Source organism: Lacinutrix chionoecetis, from assembly GCF_053604665.1.
The window spans coordinates 12,322-33,465 of the sequence record NZ_JBSHNQ010000079.1 but is presented as its reverse complement, the minus strand read 5'-3'; the positions used below and the strand labels follow the sequence as shown (position 1 = coordinate 33,465).

General features: G+C 33.5%; 19 protein-coding genes and 5 tRNA genes. 22 read left to right on the top strand and 2 right to left on the bottom strand.

Annotation, left to right across the window (positions count from 1 at the left end):
* Window positions 1-159: 159 nt before the first annotated feature.
* Complete coding sequence (locus ACVC43_RS07400; protein WP_452223863.1) at window positions 160-1,182, bottom strand: hypothetical protein; 1,023 nt, start codon at window positions 1,180-1,182, stop codon at window positions 160-162.
* Window positions 1,183-1,197: 15 nt separating this feature from the next.
* On the bottom strand, window positions 1,198-2,649 hold the full coding sequence (locus ACVC43_RS07395) for a hypothetical protein (RefSeq protein WP_452223862.1): 1,452 nt from the start codon (window positions 2,647-2,649) through the stop codon (window positions 1,198-1,200).
* 187 nt (window positions 2,650-2,836) lie between these two features.
* On the opposite strand from ACVC43_RS07395, the gene ACVC43_RS07390 reads away from it, so the two are divergent.
* The 22 genes from ACVC43_RS07390 (at window position 2,837) to rpoB (ending at window position 21,130) form a co-directional block, all read left to right on the top strand.
* Window positions 2,837-4,111, top strand: a complete 1,275-nt coding sequence (locus ACVC43_RS07390) for a DUF2851 family protein (RefSeq protein ID WP_452223861.1) — start codon at window positions 2,837-2,839, stop codon at window positions 4,109-4,111.
* Window positions 4,112-4,195: 84 nt separating this feature from the next.
* Window positions 4,196-4,423, top strand: coding sequence for a PspC domain-containing protein (locus tag ACVC43_RS07385; protein WP_452223860.1), 228 nt, complete (start codon window positions 4,196-4,198; stop codon window positions 4,421-4,423).
* Window positions 4,424-4,427: 4 nt separating this feature from the next.
* On the top strand, window positions 4,428-5,453 hold the full coding sequence (locus ACVC43_RS07380) for a potassium channel family protein (protein WP_452223859.1): 1,026 nt from the start codon (window positions 4,428-4,430) through the stop codon (window positions 5,451-5,453).
* Window positions 5,454-5,547: 94 nt separating this feature from the next.
* Entirely contained in the window at window positions 5,548-7,146 is a 1,599-nt protein-coding gene (locus ACVC43_RS07375; protein ID WP_452223858.1) for an alanine/glycine:cation symporter family protein, read from the top strand.
* A gap of 9 nt (window positions 7,147-7,155) precedes the next feature.
* Entirely contained in the window at window positions 7,156-8,034 is an 879-nt protein-coding gene (locus ACVC43_RS07370; RefSeq protein WP_452223857.1) for a ComEA family DNA-binding protein, read from the top strand.
* 11 nt (window positions 8,035-8,045) lie between these two features.
* A complete protein-coding gene (locus ACVC43_RS07365) occupies window positions 8,046-9,218 on the top strand; it encodes an acyl-CoA dehydrogenase family protein (RefSeq protein ID WP_452223856.1) in 1,173 nt (390 codons plus the stop codon).
* A gap of 353 nt (window positions 9,219-9,571) precedes the next feature.
* Entirely contained in the window at window positions 9,572-10,990 is a 1,419-nt protein-coding gene (locus tag ACVC43_RS07360) for a carboxypeptidase-like regulatory domain-containing protein (RefSeq protein WP_452223855.1), read from the top strand.
* A gap of 36 nt (window positions 10,991-11,026) precedes the next feature.
* Window positions 11,027-11,917: a tyrosine-type recombinase/integrase gene (locus ACVC43_RS07355; protein WP_452223854.1), complete on the top strand. Its 891-nt coding sequence runs from the start codon at window positions 11,027-11,029 to the stop codon at window positions 11,915-11,917.
* Between the two features lie 33 nt (window positions 11,918-11,950).
* Complete coding sequence (gene hpf / locus ACVC43_RS07350) at window positions 11,951-12,253, top strand: ribosome hibernation-promoting factor, HPF/YfiA family (protein WP_452223853.1); 303 nt, start codon at window positions 11,951-11,953, stop codon at window positions 12,251-12,253.
* A gap of 101 nt (window positions 12,254-12,354) precedes the next feature.
* Window positions 12,355-12,428: transfer RNA gene (locus tag ACVC43_RS07345), tRNA-Thr, on the top strand.
* Between the two features lie 63 nt (window positions 12,429-12,491).
* Window positions 12,492-12,573: transfer RNA gene (locus ACVC43_RS07340), tRNA-Tyr, on the top strand.
* A 29-nt stretch (window positions 12,574-12,602) separates the two neighbouring features.
* A tRNA-Gly gene (locus ACVC43_RS07335) sits at window positions 12,603-12,675 on the top strand.
* Between the two features lie 10 nt (window positions 12,676-12,685).
* Window positions 12,686-12,757 (top strand) — tRNA-Thr (locus ACVC43_RS07330).
* A 68-nt stretch (window positions 12,758-12,825) separates the two neighbouring features.
* A complete protein-coding gene (gene tuf / locus ACVC43_RS07325; protein ID WP_452223852.1) occupies window positions 12,826-14,013 on the top strand; it encodes an elongation factor Tu in 1,188 nt (395 codons plus the stop codon).
* Between the two features lie 63 nt (window positions 14,014-14,076).
* A tRNA-Trp gene (locus ACVC43_RS07320) sits at window positions 14,077-14,149 on the top strand.
* Between the two features lie 86 nt (window positions 14,150-14,235).
* Window positions 14,236-14,433: a preprotein translocase subunit SecE gene (gene secE / locus ACVC43_RS07315; RefSeq protein WP_452223851.1), complete on the top strand. Its 198-nt coding sequence runs from the start codon at window positions 14,236-14,238 to the stop codon at window positions 14,431-14,433.
* Between the two features lie 10 nt (window positions 14,434-14,443).
* On the top strand, window positions 14,444-14,998 hold the full coding sequence (nusG, locus tag ACVC43_RS07310; RefSeq protein WP_452223850.1) for a transcription termination/antitermination protein NusG: 555 nt from the start codon (window positions 14,444-14,446) through the stop codon (window positions 14,996-14,998).
* A 73-nt stretch (window positions 14,999-15,071) separates the two neighbouring features.
* Window positions 15,072-15,512, top strand: coding sequence for a 50S ribosomal protein L11 (gene rplK / locus ACVC43_RS07305; RefSeq protein WP_452223849.1), 441 nt, complete (start codon window positions 15,072-15,074; stop codon window positions 15,510-15,512).
* A 17-nt stretch (window positions 15,513-15,529) separates the two neighbouring features.
* On the top strand, window positions 15,530-16,219 hold the full coding sequence (gene rplA / locus ACVC43_RS07300) for a 50S ribosomal protein L1 (RefSeq protein WP_452223848.1): 690 nt from the start codon (window positions 15,530-15,532) through the stop codon (window positions 16,217-16,219).
* Window positions 16,220-16,239: 20 nt separating this feature from the next.
* Window positions 16,240-16,761: a 50S ribosomal protein L10 gene (gene rplJ / locus ACVC43_RS07295; protein ID WP_452223847.1), complete on the top strand. Its 522-nt coding sequence runs from the start codon at window positions 16,240-16,242 to the stop codon at window positions 16,759-16,761.
* Window positions 16,762-16,816: 55 nt separating this feature from the next.
* Window positions 16,817-17,194, top strand: a complete 378-nt coding sequence (gene rplL / locus ACVC43_RS07290; RefSeq protein ID WP_452223846.1) for a 50S ribosomal protein L7/L12 — start codon at window positions 16,817-16,819, stop codon at window positions 17,192-17,194.
* A gap of 123 nt (window positions 17,195-17,317) precedes the next feature.
* Window positions 17,318-21,130: a DNA-directed RNA polymerase subunit beta gene (rpoB, locus tag ACVC43_RS07285; protein WP_452223864.1), complete on the top strand. Its 3,813-nt coding sequence runs from the start codon at window positions 17,318-17,320 to the stop codon at window positions 21,128-21,130.
* The last annotated feature ends 14 nt before the right edge of the window (window positions 21,131-21,144 follow it).

The following is a 21,144-nucleotide window of genomic DNA, read 5'->3' as shown; positions in this document are numbered from 1 at the left end:
CCTACGTTTCTGTATTGCCGAGATAAATAGCAGATAAATTGAATAAAAAAAGCTCAAGAATCTGATTTTAGAATCTATGAGCCTAGAATAATATTGTCTCAGATTAAAGAAGAATTTGTTTGTTTTTTACCTCAGTTCTTTTTAAGGTGTTGGTCGCCGTTATTGTTCTTTCCATTCCATGATTTCTTTATCATAAAATTCTGTTTTTTTAAGCTTTCCTCTTTTGTTATATAGTTCTGTTTTAGTGGGTACTCCATTGATATCGAAAAAATAACTTCTATTATTAAAGTTGCCTTGAATATACTGGTCTACCCTCTTTACTACTGCAGGTATAATTTCCTTTTGATTTTCATTTAAATTAATGGGTAAAACTTTATGAAATTCTGATACATTATATTTAAAATAATTACCACCTTCTAGATTAAAGGTTTTAAAGTAAACTACATAATCATCATTTTTCCAACTATTAAATGATTTAAAGGAATAAAACTCATTTGATATTTCAAAAAATTTAGAGTTTTGTTTTATATCATAGCGTTGAATAAATCTACCATTTTCATCATAAATATGTATGTGTTTCCCATTGCCCCAAATTCTTATCCTTTTTTTGTTATTTACATAGTATGCTACACTTTCGATATTTCTACTTTCATCATAATATTCTCTTTTAACAGTTCCATCTAAAAGATTATTTTCTTTTCCATAATCAATACTAATTAATTTTGCGTTTTTATCATACTGTTCTAATTTCGTATTTATACCTATGTCATTGTAATACAGAATGTTCTTACTTCGGTCAGGATTTAATTGAACCAATGATTTGCGCTGACCATTTGGATAAAAATTATTTGATGTAGTTATATTTACCAATATTTCAGAAATTTCATTTATTCTATCATCATTTTCATCTGCGTCTTTCAAAAAGGTTTGAAATAAAGCCGTTGAATACCTTATATTTATATCTGATTCTAATCTCGATTTTGCTTCTAAATAGATAATATCTGGATTTGTTTCTCCATTAAGATTTTCAACGGTCTTTTCTAGAAGATTAATAACTTCTTTGTAGTTTTTGTTTTCATATTCTTTCTGTGCTTTTTTGTAAAAAGCCTTTGCCATTGTAATGTTCTGTGCAAGAATTATATTACTTGATAATATTGTTATAATTAATATTATTTTTTTCATATTCATAGTGTTTTATTAATTATCCCAATAGTTTACTTTCTTCTTTTTTGCATTGGTTGAATCCTTAACAGTTTTTTTCTTTTTTGACGTCTTCCAATAATCTTTTTTAGGTTTTGTTTTTTTAGAATCGTTACCAAAATAATCAACTTTTTTTGTGTTTTTAGTTTTCACTTTTTGTCCAGTCCAATAATCTTTGCTTTGAGAAGCATTTATTTTTGTATTAAGAAATACAATGTTATTATTATTAGAAGGAATTGCACTAGCAAAATAACTTTCATTAACAGCTTTATTTAAATTTCCTTTAAGACTAGAAACTACATCTTCGACCGAGTTTTTCCATTGAAAAAATACAACATCATAATCTTTAGCTTTATTACTAAAATGGTCATAAAGTATTTTGTTTTTTATGTCACTAATAAATGGGTATTGCCCATTTGAATATGGGAAGAACCCAAAAACAGGCGAGAATTTTACATCAATATTTTGATTGATTTTAAAATCTAAAGTTGAAGGATAGCTTATATTTTCATAGTAATAGTCATAGTTTTTAGGAACATAGGCAAAGTAAATATATAAAGGTTTAAAACCAGTACCATCTTCATCTAAAGTAGATTTAAGTTTTAATTGTTTTAGAAAAGATTTTCTAGCGCTTATTATTTTTTTGTATTCACTTCTGTATTGACTAGCTTGACTTCTAAATAATTCTTTTTTTCTTTCTTCTTGAGCTTTTAATTGTCTTTGCCTTTCTTCAAAAGCTAAACGCTGCTGGCGTTGTTGTTCAAAATAGTTTACTAAACCAGTTACTGCATTACTAATAACTTGAACTTTTTCCATGTTTCGTTCATATTTGGCTTGACTACGTGCTTTAATAGCTTCAATCTCTGGTGTAGTATACATGTTACTTTTAGCATCAAAATATACTTGATTTTGACTGGAAGTTGTGCTCGTATTACTACTTACTGATGATATATTACCAATGTTTTTTGAAGTTGTATTATTAGCTGACGTTATGTTTTGGTTTTGATAATTTTTAAATGTTGGACATCCTTCAAAGTTATAGTTTAGCTTAATAAAATTATCATTATTTGCATGGCTTGTTTGAATTTCAGATAGCGATTCTCTACTTACAAACGAAGTATTATAAAGATTAAACCGTGGATGGCTAGCCCATGCAGGGTCAGTTTCACTAATATAATCAACTAAAAATTTTCTAAATTTTGAAGATGCCTCATTATACAAAGATTCTTTAAAGGCTCTTGAATTATCATTATTTAAATTATCATTGAAACTACATTGAAATATTTGAGTTCTAAATTGAAAGAAATCCCTGTAATCACTATTAGTTTTCCTACCTTCTGGATAAGGCTCAACTTGTGAATGAAAATAAAAATAATAAGTTTTAGATTGTTGTGCATAACTTGATAAAACTATAAATCCGAAAATAATATGTATTAGTAATTTTTCCATTGTTTTTGAATTTAATAATTTAATCTTAATTTCAGATACCTGATATTGGGTATATTTTTGTTTTAATGGCTACCAATGAGTCTCTAATATTAAACGTTTCAATGTTTTATATCAATCGTTAAACGAAGTTAGCCGTTTTTTTTTATAAAGTCAAGTTAGTATGCATACAATTTATTACTTTTAAAACATGCAAGAAGACTTCCTACACTACATATGGAAACATAAAAAAGTAAACGCCACTAACCTTAAAACAACCAAAGCAGAAGTGGTAACTTTAATTAATGTAGGAGAGCACAATCACAATACTGGGCCAGATTTTTTTAATGCGCAGTTAAAAATAGGAGAGCAACTTTGGGCTGGCAATGTAGAAATACACATAAAATCCAGCGATTGGTATGTACATAATCACGAAACAGATAGTAACTACGATAATGTAATTTTACACGTGGTCTGGGAGCACGACACCGAGATTTTTAGAAAGGACAATACCACAATACCAACGTTAGAACTAAAACCGTATGTGTCTAAAACGGCATTACACAGCTATCAAAAATTATTTGGTAACACACAAAAATGGATAAACTGTGAAAATGATTTTGCCTCAATTTCAGAGTTTACTGTTTCCAATTGGTTGGAGCGTTTGTATTTTGAGCGTTTAGAGCGTAAAGCGAGCGATATAGAAGTTGTGCTAAACCAAAGTACAAACAACTGGGAAGCGGTTTTATTTAAATTACTGGCTAAAAATTTTGGATTAAAAGTAAATGGCGATGCTTTTTTTAGTTTGGCAAATAGCTTCGATTTTGCAATTATAAGAAAACAACAAGCTAAGCTTTTAAGTTTGGAAGCATTGTTTTTTGGGCAAGCCGGATTGTTAGAAACCGATTGCCAGGAACCGTATTTTTTAGCGCTTAAAAAAGAATATCAGTTTTTAAAACAAAAATTCAGCTTGTCTTCTAAAAGCGTGATGCCTTTACAGTTTTTTAGATTGCGTCCACCAAACTTTCCCACCATAAGGTTATCGCAGTTGGCTCATGTCTACCATAAGCATCAAAACGTATTTATAAAAGTCATTGAGGCTAAAAACTTAGAGGATTTTTATACTTTATTTGCTGTAGAAACGTCGGCGTTTTGGGAAACACATTATACGTTTAATAAAGCCTCTAAAGGGTTGAAAAAGAAATTAACAAAAATGGTAATAGACTTGTTGTTAATTAATACCATCATCCCAATAAAATTTAGCTATGCCAAACATTTAGGAAAATCTATAGATGCAGAGATTATACAATTGCTTGAGCAAATGGCTCCTGAAAAAAACAGCATTGTAGAGAAATTTAATAGTTTGAAAAAAGTATCTCATTCGGCTTTAAGTTCTCAGGCATTAATTCAACTTAAAACCGAATATTGCGATAAAAACAAATGTTTACAATGTGCAATCGGTAACCAATTGATAAATAAAACGTAAAGTTTATATTTTTTCAGCATAAAAGGAGGTGGTTTTTAATGCTATTTAGAATTAAATTTTGGAAAGGTTTTATTACATTGCAATATGCAAGTAGCAAGAAATACATTATTATTTTTTCAGAAGCATGGTTATCATGTTTGTCAGCGTATTGCAGACCGTTTAGGAATTCGTGCTAAAATTGTACGTACCACGTTTATGTATTTAACGTTTGTAACGGTTGGTTTTGGCTTTGCTTTATATTTATTCCTTGCTTTCTGGATGCGAATAAAAGATATTCTTTACACTAAAAGGTCTTCGGTTTTCGATTTATAAATCCATGGTAAATTCGCTATTTAATTTCTTCAGAACAAAAATATACTTAGCCATAACGCTACTTATAGTGGTACTGTTAATAGGCGTTTTAGGGTTTAGAATGGTTTCTGGATACTCATGGGTTGATGCTGTTTACATGACGGTTATTACCATTACAACCGTAGGTTTTGGTGAGGTACAGCCTTTAGACGACAATTCTAAAATTTTTACTATAATTTTAATATTAAGTAGTGTTGTAATAGTTGGTTACGCCCTTTCAATAATTACAGAATACATACTTAGCAAAAATAATTTTGAAGACCTAAAATTAAAAAAGATGCAAAAGAAAATAGATGGGTTCGAAAACCATACCATTATTTGTGGTTACGGACGTAATGGAAAACAAGCAGCTAAAAAACTGGCGTCTTACAAAAGACCTTTTGTGGTTATTGAAAAATGTAAAGAAGTTTTCGATAAGTTTCAAAGTGAAACTATACCCATGGTTTTAGGCAATGCTAATGAAGATGATGTACTTATGCAAGCTGGTTTAGAAAGAGCCTCAACGCTTATTGCTGCTTTGCCAAGTGATGCAGATAATTTATTCGTTGTCCTTTCTGCAAGACAAATTAATAGCGAAACCTGTATAATAAGTCGTGCTTCGCAGGAAACTTCTTATAAAAAATTAAAATTAGCAGGAGCCAATAATGTTATTTCTCCAGATAAAATTGGTGGAGACCACATGGCTTCTTTAGTAGTTGTTCCAGATTTAATAGAATTTATAGATAATCTGGAAGTTGGAGGAAACGAGGATGTAAATATCGAAGAAATAGATGTCGATAAATTGTACGATGCCTCTTTTAAAGTGCAGACTATAAAAGATTTAGACTTACGTAATAAAACGGGTTGCACAGTTATAGGTTACAAAGGGAGCGATGGTAAATACATTATAAACCCAGAAGCTGAAATAAAACTGGTGCCTAATTCTAAAGTGATTGTTTTAGGGAGACCAGAACAAATACAAAAGATGAATTCCACATACGATTTAGATTAACAATAGTGTTTTTAACAGCTACCATTTTATCAATTCAGCATTTTTTTGCATCTTGCTCGTTATAAACTAATAAATAACTAACAACAATTTAATTATGAAGAAGTATCTTCTTTCTATTTTTACATTAATATTACCCTTATTATCTATCGCTCAAGAGACCGCAGAGGTTGGAATCGACGAAAAAATTGATGCAGCTTTTGGCAATGCCACAGGTTGGTTTGTCGAAGCTGTTTTTTATCAAATTCCATTTACAGACACGGTGAGCGTTTATTGGGTATTGTTTCCTTTAATTTTGGGAGCTTTATATTTTACATTCTATTTTAAATTTATCAATTTTAGTGGCTTTTTCACTTCTATAAATATTGTAAGAGGTAAATACGACCATTTAGACTCTCACGAAGGTAAGGAGCTGGAAGTAGCTGGCGATCCAACACCTGGAGGAGATGCTATAGAAACCATAAAAATTGAAAATCATGAAGGTGAGGTTAGTCACTTTCAAGCGCTTACAGCAGCTTTATCAGCAACAGTAGGTTTAGGAAATATAGCAGGTGTTGCTATTGCCGTATCTATTGGTGGCGCAGGAGCCACATTCTGGATGATTATTGCAGGATTTTTAGGTATGGCTTCAAAATTTGTAGAATGTACACTTGGTGTAAAATACAGAGATATAGAAGCAGATGGAACCGTTTATGGAGGACCAATGTACTATTTAACTAAAGGGTTAAAATCTAAAGGACTTGGTGGTTTAGGAAAATTTTTAGCAGTTCTATTTGCCGTTTTTGTAATTGGAGGATCATTTGGAGGTGGCAACATGTTCCAAGTTAATCAGGCATTTCAATTAGTTCAAAACATAACAGGAGGATCAGAATCTATATTAGATGGTAAAGGTTGGTTGTTTGGTTTAGTAATGGCAATACTTGTCGGTATTGTTATTATTGGAGGTATTAAAAAAATAGCAAAGGTAACCGACAAAATTGTACCGTTTATGGTTGCAATTTATGTAGCAGCCTCGTTATTTGTAATCTTTGTAAATTATGATTTAATAGGCGATGCCTTCGGTCAGATTTTCGACGGTGCATTTAGTCCTGAAGGAATTGCTGGTGGAGCCGTTGGTGTTTTAATTCAAGGATTTAGACGTGCTGCATTCTCAAACGAAGCAGGTATTGGTTCGGCTTCTATTGCACACTCAGCAGTAAAAACCAAATATGCAGCAAGTGAAGGTATGGTGGCATTATTAGAGCCTTTTATAGATACTGTAGTAGTATGTACCATGACGGCTTTAGTTTTAATTATTACAGGTTCGCTTACTGGTGCAGGTCCAGCAAATGATGCCGAAGCTATTTTAATGACCTCTGGCGCTTTTGGTAGTGTTATTTCATGGTTCCCATATGTGCTTACAGTTGCAGTAGTATTATTTGCTTTTAGTTCTATGATTTCATGGTCTTATTACGGTTTTCAAGGTTGGTCTTATCTATTTGGAAGATCTAAAAAAACCGAATATACATACAAAGTAATTTTCTGTATTTTCGTAATTATAGGAGCAGCTGCAAGTTTAGATTCTGTAATCGGTTTCTCAGATGCTATGGTATTCGCTATGATGGTGCCAAACATGATAGGTTTGGTATTATTAGCGCCTAAAGTAAGAGAAGAATTGCAAAAATATATGGATGCTATTAAAACTGAAAAAGCATAACATAGTAATATGAAAAATATTAAGTCCCATTTCAAGTTTACACAAAAACAGCGAAATGGGATTTTTTTATTGTTAATCCTCATCGTTGCGCTGCAATGCGTGTATGCTTTTGTCGATTTTTCTTCTGAAGAAATACATGCCGATTCACAAAAATTGCAACAATTTCAAGCAGAAATTGATTCGTTAAAATTAGTGGAAATTGAAAACCGAAAGCCTAAAATTTATCCGTTCAATCCCAATTTTATAACCGATTATAAAGGCTATACCTTAGGTATGTCTAATGAAGAAATAGATAGGTTGCAAAAATTCAGGGCTAAAGACCAATGGATAAACTCAGCAAAACAATTTCAGCAGGTTACAAAAGTGCCCGACTCAGTGTTTGCAACAATAGCACCTTATTTTAAGTTTCCAGACTGGGTTACCAACCCAAAACCAAAAAAACAATACAAAACCTCTTTTAATAACAATAAAATAAAAACTGAAGCAGACAAAATAGATTTAAATGTAGCAACGGAAGCGCAGTTACAAAGCGTATATGGTATAGGAGAAACGTTTGCAGAACGTATAATAAAATACAGAACAAAACAACAAGGTTTTGTTTCTATGGTGGAGCTTAATGAGGTCTATGGTTTAAAACCAGAAACTATTGAGGAACTTAAAAAATCGTTCAGTTTAAAAACGCCAAAGGCGATTAATAAAGTTAATTTAAATACCGCTACAAAAGCAGAATTAGTAACGGTTAGATTTATAGATTACGAAATAGCACACAATATTATAGAGTACAGAACACTGCATGAAGGTATTAAATCTATTAACGAATTAATAAAAGTTAAAGACTTTCCGGTTAAAAAAATAGAGATAATTAAGTTATATTTACAGCTTAATTAGAATATAATAAAATGGACAGTAGATACTTCACAGAAGAACATAATTTATTTAGACAAAGTTTAGCAGATTTCTTAAAAAAAGAAGTTGTGCCACATATAGAAAAATGGGAAAAAACGGGACAAATAGAACGTTTTATCTGGGAGAAATTTGGAGAAATGGGCTTTTTTGGTATTGCTTATCCAGAGGCTTATGGAGGTATGGATTTAGACTTGTTTTATACTGTTATCTTTTTAGAAGAATTACAAAAAATTAATTCAGGAGGTTTTGCTGCAGCCATGTGGGCTCACGCTTACTTAGCCATGACGCACGTTAACGCCGAAGGCAGTGAAGACATAAAACAAAAGTATCTTACTAAAAGTATTGCAGGCGAGTTTATAGGTGCCATGGCAGTAACGGAACCTTTTGGAGGGAGCGATGTAGCAGGAATGAGGACCACAGCGGTGAAAAAAGGCGATAGTTATGTGCTAAATGGATCGAAAACATTCATTACAAATGGCGTGTATTGCGATTATATTGTTGTAGCTGCTAAAACAAGTCCTGAATTGGGAAACAAAGGTATTAGTATGTTTATTGTAGATAGCGATACTAAAGGCGTTTCTGCGACTAAATTAGACAAATTAGGGTGGAGAGCTTCAGATACTGGAGAAATAGCCTTCGATAATGTCACCATACCAGCAAGTCAGTTAATGGGAGAAGAAGGCAAAGGCTTTCCTTACATTATGCAACACTTTGCTTTCGAACGTTTAATTATGGGTGTTAATGCGCATGCTAGAGCAGAGTTTGCTTTGGAATATGCGGTTAAATACATGGGAGAACGCCAGGCATTCGGTAAAACCATAGATAAATTCCAGGCATTGCGTCACACTATGGCAGATTGCTATGCCGATATGGAAGTTTGTAAGGAGTTTAATTATTCTGTTGCGGCAAGACTATATAAAGATGAATATGTTGTTAAAGAGGCCACGATTTCCAAGTTACGTTCCACTAAAATGGCAGATGAGGTTATTTACCAGTGTCTTCAAATGTTAGGTGGTTATGGCTATATGGAAGAATATCCAATGGCACGCTTATTGCGAGATAGCAGATTAGGCCCAATCGGTGGTGGTACTAGTGAAATCTTAAGAGAGATTATCGCTAAAATGGTAATTGATAAGAAAGAGTACAAACCAGCGGTTAAGCATTAAGTTGGCGTTTTAGCGAAAATTGGTTTCACAATTTCGCTAAAATGGTAATTGATAAAAAAGAATACAAACTAGCGGTAAAGCATTAAATTGGCGTTTTAGCGAAAATTGGTTTCACAATTTTGCTAAAATGGTAATTGATAAGAAGGAGTACAAACCAGCGGTTAAGCATTAAATTGGCGTTTTAGCGAAAATTGGTTTCACAATTTCGCTAAAATGGTAATTGATAAGTAAAGAATACAAACCAGCGGTAAAGCATTAAATTGGCGTTTTAGTGAAAATTGGTTTCACAATTTTGCTAAAATGGTAATTGATACCAACGGTTAAACATTAAATAAATAATAGTTTTAATTATTATGAAACACCCAAAGCAATTTGCATTCATCCTACTTTTTTTGTGCAGCACAATAGCTTTTGCACAAAAAGAAATAAGTAATAAAGTTGTAGATTTTTTCAAAGACGAACCTGTACAAAGTGCCAGTGTCTATATTAAAAGTACAGCTATTGGTACCGTAACAAATGCTGATGGAAAATTTGTACTTCAAATCCCGAAAGAGAATGTTATGGATACTTTGGTAATTTCTTCCATAGGGTATTCAACAGAAAAAATTCCATTAGATCAATTTGACGCTTCAGAAGCCATTTATTTAGTAGAAGAGGTTGCGGCGTTAGATGAGGTTGTGCTTGAGGCAGAAGTAAGACCGAAAACAGGTAATGACATTGTGCTTAAAGCAATTAAAGAATTGCCTAATACTATGCCAGACTCGTCTTATATTCAAAAGGGGTTTTTACGTCATAAAGAACGAAATAAAGTAGAGTTCAAGTGGCTCATTGAAAGTGCAATTTCAGTTTACGATTCAGGATATGCAGTTTCTGCAGAAGATCATTTGAAAATTAACGTAGATCAAATGCGCAAGAGTTACGATTTAAGAAATATCGATAGCTTATTTACCTACGCGTCTTATTTAAACCAAAATTCCAGAGTTAGAACCAATTATAAAAACCTAAAGAGGTATCAAATAAAAACAGCATCCTTAAAAAAAGCCATTAAATGGAATGATAATAGAGTAAACGGGCTCCAAAACATTTTTAAAGGAAAATTAAATATGTTTAGAGATGTTGGCAATAAAAATGCATTATTTGGCGACGAAATTTTAGACAAACACCAATTTGAGTTGGATACCATTTTGGTAGATAACGAACGCAAACTCTATAAAATTAAAATAAACAAAGGAGAAGATTACGTAGGTTTAGATACTAAAGGGATATATAATGAAGGTTTCGAAGCTAAAGGCTGGTTGTATATTTATTACGATAATTTTGCAATTAAAAAAGTAGAATACGAATTAGTAGCAGCTTCAAAAGAACAAAAGAGTAGAAGTAAACGCTTGTTCGATACAGAAGTGAATCATAAACTCATTATTACCTATCAGGAATATAATAATAAAATGTACCCAAGTTACATTTATTACGAAACGCCAAAACTCGTTAACGTAGGTTTTAAACCTAAGTCTAAGGCAGATGAGGCCTTCGAAGAGCAATATAATAAAGAGGAACGCTATTATTATACAGTGCAAGAGATATTGTTTTCAGATATTGTAGTGGATGATGAAGAAGTTAAAAGCGAACTCCAGAAAGAATGGGATATGGATATTTTTTCTCCTAAACCATACAATAAAGAATTCTGGAAAACTTATAATGTGCTTTTAGAAAGTGAAGACGAGGAAAAATTAATTGAAGATTTAAGCACAAGAGCTTCATTATTTAAAGAATAAAATTCTTTTGTTAAATTGGCATTAAATTAAAATAACATGTCTATTAAAGCCTTTACAGATTATTTGGAGTTAGAACGCAATTATTCTAAACTTACTGTAAAAGCATATGCAAACGATCTTGAAACGTTTAAAGGCTTTATTGCACAATCGTTCGACGAAGAACATTTAGATAAAGTAAACTATGCACAAATAAGAAACTGGATTGTGCAATTGGTAGAGAGTAATGTTTCTAACCGAAGCATAAATCGAAAAATATCGGCATTAAATTCCTACTATAAATTCTTATTAAAAATAGGAGACATAGATGTTAATCCGTTGGTAAAACACAAAGCCTTAAAAGTAAGTAAGAAAATACAAGTGCCTTTTTCTGAAGCTGAAATTGCTATAGCATTAGACGAATTGCAACATGAAGATAATTTCGAAGGAATAAGAAATAAATTGATAATAGAGTTATTTTATTCTACTGGAATTAGAAGAATAGAACTCGTTAACTTAAAACTTTCAGATATAGACTTTGGTAACAACACCTTAAAGATTTTAGGAAAGCGAAATAAAGAACGTTATGTTCCATTATTAAATACTGTAATAGCAACTATAAAAGACTATTTTGAAGAACGAAACGGTTTAGATTTAATTAAAGATGAAGCCAATTTGTTTTTAACAAAAAAAGGCGTTAAAATTTACGAAACACTTGTTTACAGAATAATAAATGAGTACTTTAGTTTAGCATCAAATAAGGTGAAAAAGAGTCCGCATATATTAAGGCACTCATTTGCAACTCACCTGTTAAATCAAGGTGCAGATTTAAACGCTGTTAAAGAGCTTTTAGGACATTCCAGTTTAGCTGCAACGCAAGTTTATACGCATAATAGTATTGCCGAACTTAAAAAAGTGTATTCTAAAGCACATCCAAGAAGCAAAAAATAACAGCTATTGTATAACCCATTAATAGCAACGTTTATGAAAGTGAACACCCAAGCAGTCAATTTTAACGTCAATCAAGAATTATTAAACTTCATTCAAACACGAATGAATAAGTTAGATACCTACTATGATAAGGTTATAACCAGCGACGTTTTTTTAAAGGTAGAAAACACCAGTGATAAAGAAAATAAAATATTCGAGGCAAGAGTAAATGTCCCTGGAAATAGTTTTGTAGTCAAAAAGCAATGTAAATCATTTGAAGAGGGTACACAAATAGCAGTTGCATCGTTAGAAAGACAATTAAAAAAGCGAAAACAGAAATTAAGAGCAAATTTGTAAAAATATTTGTAAAAAATATTTTTGAATATCTAAATAAAACTATACATTTGCAGTCCGTTAGAAATAGCGGACTTTTTTTATACGTAAAAAATGTAGTAAAAGCCGATGTAGCTCAGCTGGCTAGAGCAGCTGATTTGTAATCAGCAGGTCGTGGGTTCGAGTCCCTCCATCGGCTCTAAAATAGAAAAGATTAAACGCTTTTCTACAAGTTCTTTAAAAGATTGAATTATTTAAAATTGGGGAGATACTCAAGCGGCCAACGAGGGCAGACTGTAAATCTGCTGACTACGTCTTCGCAGGTTCGAATCCTGCTCTCCCCACAAATTTTAAATTAAGAATTTAAATAATTGCGAGAGTAGCTCAGTTGGTAGAGCGTCAGCCTTCCAAGCTGAATGTCGCCGGTTCGAACCCGGTCTCTCGCTCTAATATTTAGCCGGTGTAGCTCAGGGGTAGAGCGTTTCCTTGGTAAGGAAGAGGTCACGGGTTCAATTCCCGTCATTGGCTCAATTTTTTTAAGCACAAAAAATTAGAACACTAATATTATTATATAACTAAGATTAAATTATTAAAACATGGCAAAGGCAACTTTCGATCGTTCAAAACCACACTTAAATATTGGTACAATTGGACACGTAGATCACGGTAAAACAACTTTAACTGCTGCTATTACTAAAGTATTAGCTGATGCAGGTTATTCAGAAGCAAAATCTTTTGATCAAATTGATAACGCTCCAGAAGAAAAAGAAAGAGGAATTACAATTAATACATCACACGTAGAATATGCTACGTTAAATCGTCACTATGCACACGTAGATTGTCCAGGTCACGCCGATTACGTTAAGAACATGGTAACTGGTGCTGCACAAATGGATGGTGCTATTTTAGTAGTAGCTGCAACAGATGGTCCTATGCCACAAACTCGTGAGCACATCTTATTAGGTCGTCAAGTAGGTATCCCAAGAATAGTAGTATTCTTAAACAAAGTGGATATGGTTGATGATGAAGAGCTTTTAGAGTTAGTAGACATGGAGGTTAGAGAATTATTATCATTCTACGAGTATGATGGTGATAATGGACCTGTAGTATCTGGTTCTGCTTTAGGTGCACTTAACGGTGAGCAAAAGTGGGTTGATACTGTATTAGAATTAATGGAAGCTGTAGATAACTGGATTGAGGAGCCATTAAGAGAAGTTGATAAAGATTTCTTAATGCCAATTGAAGATGTATTTTCTATTACAGGACGTGGTACTGTAGCAACTGGTCGTATTGAAACTGGTATTGCTAACACTGGAGACCCTGTAGAAATCATTGGTATGGGAGCTCAAAAATTAACATCTACTATTACAGGAATTGAAATGTTCCGTCAAATATTAGACAGAGGAGAAGCTGGAGATAACGCTGGTATCTTATTAAGAGGTATTGAGAAGTCTCAAATCTCTAGAGGTATGGTAATCTGTAAGCCAGGTTCTGTAACACCACACGCTAAATTTAAAGCAGAGGTTTATATCCTTAAAAAAGAAGAAGGTGGACGTCACACTCCATTCCATAATAACTACCGTCCACAGTTTTACGTACGTACAACTGACGTAACAGGTAATATTGCATTACCTTCAGGAGTAGAGATGGTTATGCCTGGAGATAACTTAACTATTAATGTTGAGTTAATCCAACCAATCGCAATGAATGTTGGTCTTCGTTTCGCAATTCGTGAAGGAGGAAGAACAGTTGGTGCTGGTCAGGTAACTGAGATTTTAGACTAAATTTTAGTCGTATAAATATAGAGTTAAGGTGTCCCGTATTTCGAGGCACCTTGACTTATATTTACGGGTTTAGCTCAGTTGGTAGAGCACTGGTCTCCAAAACCAGGTGTCGGGAGTTCGAGTCTCTCAACCCGTGCTTAAAGAATTAAAGTGTAAAAACTTTACATGCTTATAATGAATTTGGAGTAGGTAACATACCTATTTTCATTAATACAAAACAAAATGGCTGGAATAGTAAATTATATAAAAGAATCATTTAGCGAATTGAAAAACAATGTGACCTGGACGCCTTGGCCAGAAGTGCAGAGGTTAACTATATTGGTTGCTGTGTTTTCAATTATATTCTCATTAGCAATTTGGGGAGTTGATACTGTTTTCAGTAGAGTTATTAGCGAATACTTTGAGTTAATTAAAGGTTAATATAAAGTTTATGGCTGAAGTAGGAGAAAAGAAGTGGTACGTAGTAAGAGCAGTAAGTGGTCAAGAAAACAAGATTAAAACTTATATTGAGAATGAAATCGCTCGTTTAGGTTTAGAAGATTATGTTGAGCAAGTACTAGTGCCTACTGAAAATGTAGTTCAAATTAGAAACGGTAAGAAAATAAACAAAGAAAAAGTTTATTTCAGTGGTTATATAATGATTAAGGCAAACCTAACAGGTGAGGTTCCACACATTATAAAATCCATTACTAACGTTATAGGTTTCTTAGGTGCTACAAAAGGAGGAGATCCTTTACCATTAAGACAATCTGAAGTGAATAGAATGTTAGGTAAGGTAGACGAGTTAACTGTAGATATGGATAGTAATGTAGCTATTCCATTTACTAAAGGAGAAACTGTAAAAGTTATAGATGGACCATTTAATGGATTTGATGGAACAATCGAAAATATAAACGAAGAAAAACGTAAGCTTGAAGTAATGGTTAAGATTTTTGGAAGAAAAACACCATTAGAATTAAGTTACATGCAAGTAGAAAAAATTTAATAATTGTTACAATAAAGAAAGTATTTAATCAGCTTCCAAATAATTGATTTAATACGAAACTAAATTATTTAAAATGGCAAAAGAATTAGGCAAAGTAGTCAAATTACAAGTAAGGGGAGGTGCAGCGAATCCGTCGCCACCGGTTGGACCCGCTTTAGGTGCTGCTGGTGTTAATATCATGGAGTTCTGTAAGCAATTTAATGCAAGAACTCAAGATAAAGCTGGTAAAGTATTACCAGTTGTGATTTCTGTTTACAAAGACAAATCATTCGACTTTGTAATCAAAACTCCTCCAGCTGCAGTACAATTATTAGAAGCGGCCAAGGTAAAAAAAGGATCAGGTGAACCTCATGTACGTAAAGTAGCTAAGGTGACTTGGGATCAAATAAAAACAATTGCAGAAGATAAAATGGTAGATTTAAATGCCTTTGAAATCGGGTCAGCAATGAAAATGATCGCAGGAACCGCAAGATCTATGGGTATAACTGTTAAAGGTGGAGAAGCACCTAATTAACCTAAAAAGATTTTAAAATGGCAAAATTAACAAAGAAACGTAAAGAGGCTGTTGCTAAAATTGAAAAGGATAAAGTATATTCTTTACAAGAAGCTTCAGCACTGATAAAAGAAATTTCAAACACAAAGTTCGATGCTTCAATCGATTTAGCTGTACGTTTAGGAGTAGATCCTAGAAAAGCGAACCAAATGGTAAGAGGTGTAGTGTCTCTTCCACATGGTACAGGTAAAGACGTTAAAGTTCTAGCATTAGTAACTCCAGATAAAGAAGCAGAAGCTAAAGAAGCTGGAGCAGATTATGTTGGTTTAGATGAGTACCTTGATAAAATTAAAGGTGGTTGGACAGACGTAGACGTAATTATTACTATGCCAAGTGTTATGGGTAAATTAGGTCCTTTAGGACGTGTATTAGGTCCTCGTGGCTTAATGCCTAACCCAAAGACAGGAACAGTAACTATGGACGTTGCAAAAGCTGTAACAGAAGTGAAAGCTGGTAAAATTGACTTTAAAGTTGATAAAACTGGAATTGTTCACGCTGCAATTGGAAAAGCATCTTTTAGTGCTGATAAAATTGAAGGCAATGCAAACGAATTATTAACAACATTAATGAAATTGAAACCAACTGCATCTAAAGGAGTTTATGTAAAAAGCATTTTTATGTCTTCTACCATGAGTCCTAGTATTGCAATTGATACCAAGATCGGTTAGTAGTTAAATAACTTTATATCATGACAAGAGAAGAAAAATCACAAGTTATAGAAGAATTAACTGCTCAATTAGCCGATAATGCTAATATCTATTTAGCAGATATATCTGGTTTAAACGCAGGACATACTTCAGATTTACGTCGTGCTTGTTTTAAAGCAAACGTAAAATTAGCAGTAGTAAAAAATACATTACTTGAAAAAGCAATGGAAGCTTCCGATAGAGATTTTGGAAACCTACCATCTACACTTAAAGGGAATACGTCAGTAATGTATTCTGAAACTGGAAATGCTCCAGCTAAAGTAATTAAAGCGTTCCGTAAAAAATCAGAAAAGCCTTTATTAAAAGGTGCTTTTATTGAGGAAGCAGTTTATATTGGAGATGATCAACTAGACATGTTAGTTGATATTAAATCTAAAGAAGAATTAATAGGAGAAATTATAGGATTATTACAATCTCCTGCTAAAAACGTTGTTTCTGCACTTAAATCAAGTGGAGGAAAACTTTCAGGAATTCTTAAAACATTATCTCAAAAAGAGGGATAATATTAAAAAGTACGCACTTTACACTTAAATATTAAAAAATTAAAATTATTACAAAATGGCAGATTTAAAAGATTTCGCAGAACAGTTAGTTAACCTTACAGTTAAAGAAGTAAATGAGTTAGCAACTATATTAAAAGATGAATATGGTATCGAGCCTGCTGCAGCAGCAGTAGCAATGGCAGCACCTGGACAAGGTGGTGGTGACGATGCTGGAGAAGCACAAACTGAATTTGATGTAATCTTAAAAGCAGCAGGTGGCGCTAAGTTAGCTGTTGTAAAATTAGTTAAAGAATTAACTGGTTTAGGATTAAAAGAAGCAAAAGGTTTAGTTGACGATGCACCAAGCCCAATCAAAGAAGGTGTTTCTAAAGATGAAGCAGAAGCTCTTAAAACTCAGTTAGAAGAGGCAGGAGCAGAGGTTGAGCTTAAGTAAGCAATACCAAAAGTTTTTACAAAGGTTTAGGTCTGGAGCGTCGCTCTAAGACCTAGACCATTTGTCGTATATAGGTAGTACCTATATAAAAGTATATTATTTTAATCAAAATTTCGTCCATTGATGTTAGTAACACAAGCTGAAAGATTAAATTTCTCGTCTATTAAAAATAGAACTGAATATCCAGATTTTATGGATATCCAGATAAAATCCTTTCAGGATTTTTTCCAACTTGAAACAAAATCTGAAGAAAGAGGTAATGAAGGGTTGTATAATACCTTCATGGAGAACTTTCCAATTACAGACACACGTAATCAATTCGTTTTAGAATTCTTAGATTACTTTGTCGATCCACCAAGATATGCTATTGAAGAGTGTATAGAGAGAGGACTTACGTATAGCGTTCCATTAAAAGCAAGGTTAAAACTGTATTGTACAGACCCTGAACATGAGGATTTCGAGACTATTGTTCAAGATGTGTATTTAGGCACAATACCTTACATGACACCTTCTGGTACCTTTTGTATCAACGGTGCAGAACGTGTAGTAGTATCTCAATTACATAGATCACCAGGTGTATTTTTCGGGCAATCATTCCACGCCAACGGAACAAAATTATATTCAGCAAGAGTAATACCGTTTAAAGGTTCTTGGATAGAATTCGCTACAGATATTAATCAAGTGATGTACGCGTACATCGATAGAAAGAAAAAATTACCTGTTACAACGCTTTTTAGAGCTATTGGCTTTGAAAGAGATAAAGACATCTTAGAGATTTTCGATTTAGCTGAGGAAGTAAAGGTATCAAAATCTGGACTAAAGAAAATACTAGGTCGCAAACTTGCTGCACGTGTATTAAATACGTGGCATGAGGATTTCGTTGATGAAGATACAGGTGAAGTGGTATCTATCGAGCGTAACGAGATAGTTCTTGATCGTGACACAGAATTAGATAAAGACAATATTGAAGAAATCCTTGAAATTGGCGTAAAAACTATTCTTTTACATAAAGAAAGTGCGCAACAAGGAGATTACGCAATTATACATAACACACTTCAAAAAGATCCAACAAATTCTGAAAAAGAAGCTGTTGAACATATCTATAGACAATTACGTAATGCTGAGCCGCCAGATGAGGAAACAGCACGTGGTATTATAGATAAATTATTCTTTAGTGATCAACGTTACTCTCTTGGAGAAGTAGGTCGTTACAGAATGAATAAAAAATTACAATTAGATATTGGTATGGATAAGCAAGTGCTTACCAAAGAAGATATCATTACTATAATAAAATACTTAATTGAGCTTATTAACTCTAAAGCAGAGATTGATGATATCGATCACTTATCTAACCGTCGTGTACGTACTGTAGGTGAGCAATTATCTTCTCAGTTTGGTGTTGGTTTAGCACGTATGGCACGTACTATTCGTGAGCGTATGAACGTTCGTGATAATGAAGTGTTTACTCCAATAGATTTAATTAATGCAAAGACGTTATCGTCTGTAATTAATTCATTCTTTGGTACGAACCAGTTATCTCAATTCATGGACCAAACAAATCCTTTAGCCGAAATCACGCATAAGCGTCGACTTTCAGCATTAGGGCCAGGTGGTTTATCAAGAGAGCGAGCAGGTTTCGAGGTACGTGATGTTCACTACACACACTACGGACGTTTATGTCCTATAGAAACACCAGAAGGACCAAATATTGGTCTTATTTCTTCACTTTCAGTTTACGCGAAAGTAAACTCAATGGGGTTCATTGAAACGCCATATAGAAAAGTAACAGATGGTGTTGTAGATATAAAAGGAGAACCTATTTATTTAAGTGCTGAAGAAGAAGAAGAAAAATTAATTGCGCAAGCAACCGTAGAAGTTGATGACAAAGGTAAAATTCTACACGACAAAGTAATTGCTCGTATGGAAGGTGATTTCCCGGTAATGGATCCAAAAGAGATACATTATACAGATGTTGCACCAAACCAGATTTCATCCATTTCGGCTTCTTTAATTCCTTTCTTAGAACATGATGATGCCAACCGTGCATTAATGGGATCTAACATGATGCGTCAGGCCGTACCATTATTACGTCCGCAGGCACCTATTGTTGGAACAGGATTAGAAAGACAAGTGGCATCAGATTCTCGTGTATTAATTAATGCAGAAGGAGATGGTGTTGTCGAGTATGTAGATGCTAACGAGATTATCATTAAATATAAGCGTAGCGAAGATGAAGCTAAAGTAAGTTTTGATAGTGATACCAAATCTTATCCATTAGTTAAATTCAGAAAGACGAACCAAGGTACTTCAATTAACTTAAAACCAATCGTTAAGAAAGGAGATAAGGTTAAAAAAGGTCAGGTATTATCTGAAGGTTATGCTACGCAAAAAGGAGAATTAGCATTAGGTAGAAATATGAAAGTAGCCTTTATGCCTTGGAAAGGGTATAATTTTGAGGATGCCATCGTAATTTCAGAAAAAGTGGTTCGCGAAGATATATTTACATCTATACATATAGATGAGTATTCTTTAGATGTTAGAGATACAAAATTAGGTAACGAAGAATTAACTAACGACATTCCTAATGTATCAGAAGAGGCAACAAAAGACCTCGATGAACATGGAATGATTCGTATTGGAGCAGAAGTGAAGCCAGGAGATATTTTAATAGGAAAAATTACTCCAAAAGGTGAAAGCGATCCCACTCCAGAAGAAAAATTATTACGTGCCATATTTGGTGATAAAGCTGGTGATGTTAAAGATGCATCATTAAAAGCTTCTCCATCATTACATGGTGTGGTAATTAATAAAAAATTATTCGCTCGTGCTATTAAAGATAAGCGTAAAAGAGCTCAGGATAAAGAAGATATCGCTCAACTAGAAGGTATCTATAATACTAAGTTCGATGAGTTACAAGCAGTTTTAGTTGAAAAACTATTTGCAATAGTTAACGGAAAAACATCACAAGGTATTTTTAACGATTTAGGTGAAGAAGTATTACCAAAAGGTAAAAAATTCACTTTAAAAATGTTAAATGCTGTTGATGATTATACGCACTTAACTGGTGGTACTTGGACAACAGATGACCATACTAATAAATTAGTTGCAGATTTAATTCACAACTACAAAATTAAAGAAAATGACTTGCAAGGTTCTTTACGTCGTGAGAAGTTTACTATTTCTGTAGGAGATGAGTTACCAGCAGGTATTATTAAGTTAGCTAAGGTTTACATCGCTAAGAAACGTAAACTAAAAGTTGGTGATAAAATGGCAGGACGTCACGGTAACAAGGGTATTGTTGCACGTATTGTACGTCAGGAAGATATGCCGTTCTTAGAAGATGGAACACCTGTAGATATCGTATTAAACCCATTAGGAGTACCATCGCGTATGAATATTGGACAAATTTACGAAACAGTATTAGGATGGGCTGGGCAAGATTTAGGTCGTACTTATGCAACACCAATTTTTGATGGCGCAACAATAGACCAGATTAATGAATTAACAGACGAAGCTGGAATTCCAAGATACGGTCATACCTATTTATACGATGGTGGAACAGGTGAGCGTTTCGATCAACCAGCAACGGTTGGAGTTATCTATATGCTTAAATTAGGGCACATGGTAGACGATAAAATGCACGCTCGTTCTATAGGACCATACTCATTAATTACACAGCAACCATTAGGTGGTAAAGCACAATTTGGTGGACAGCGTTTTGGTGAGATGGAAGTTTGGGCACTTGAGGCTTATGGAGCTTCAGCTACCCTTAGAGAAATCTTAACAGTAAAATCTGATGATGTAGTTGGAAGAGCTAAAACTTACGAAGCAATCGTAAAAGGCGAACCAATGCCAGATCCAGGTTTACCAGAATCTTTCAACGTACTTATGCACGAATTGAAAGGATTAGGATTAGACATTAGATTAGAGGAATAATAAATAGTATACAG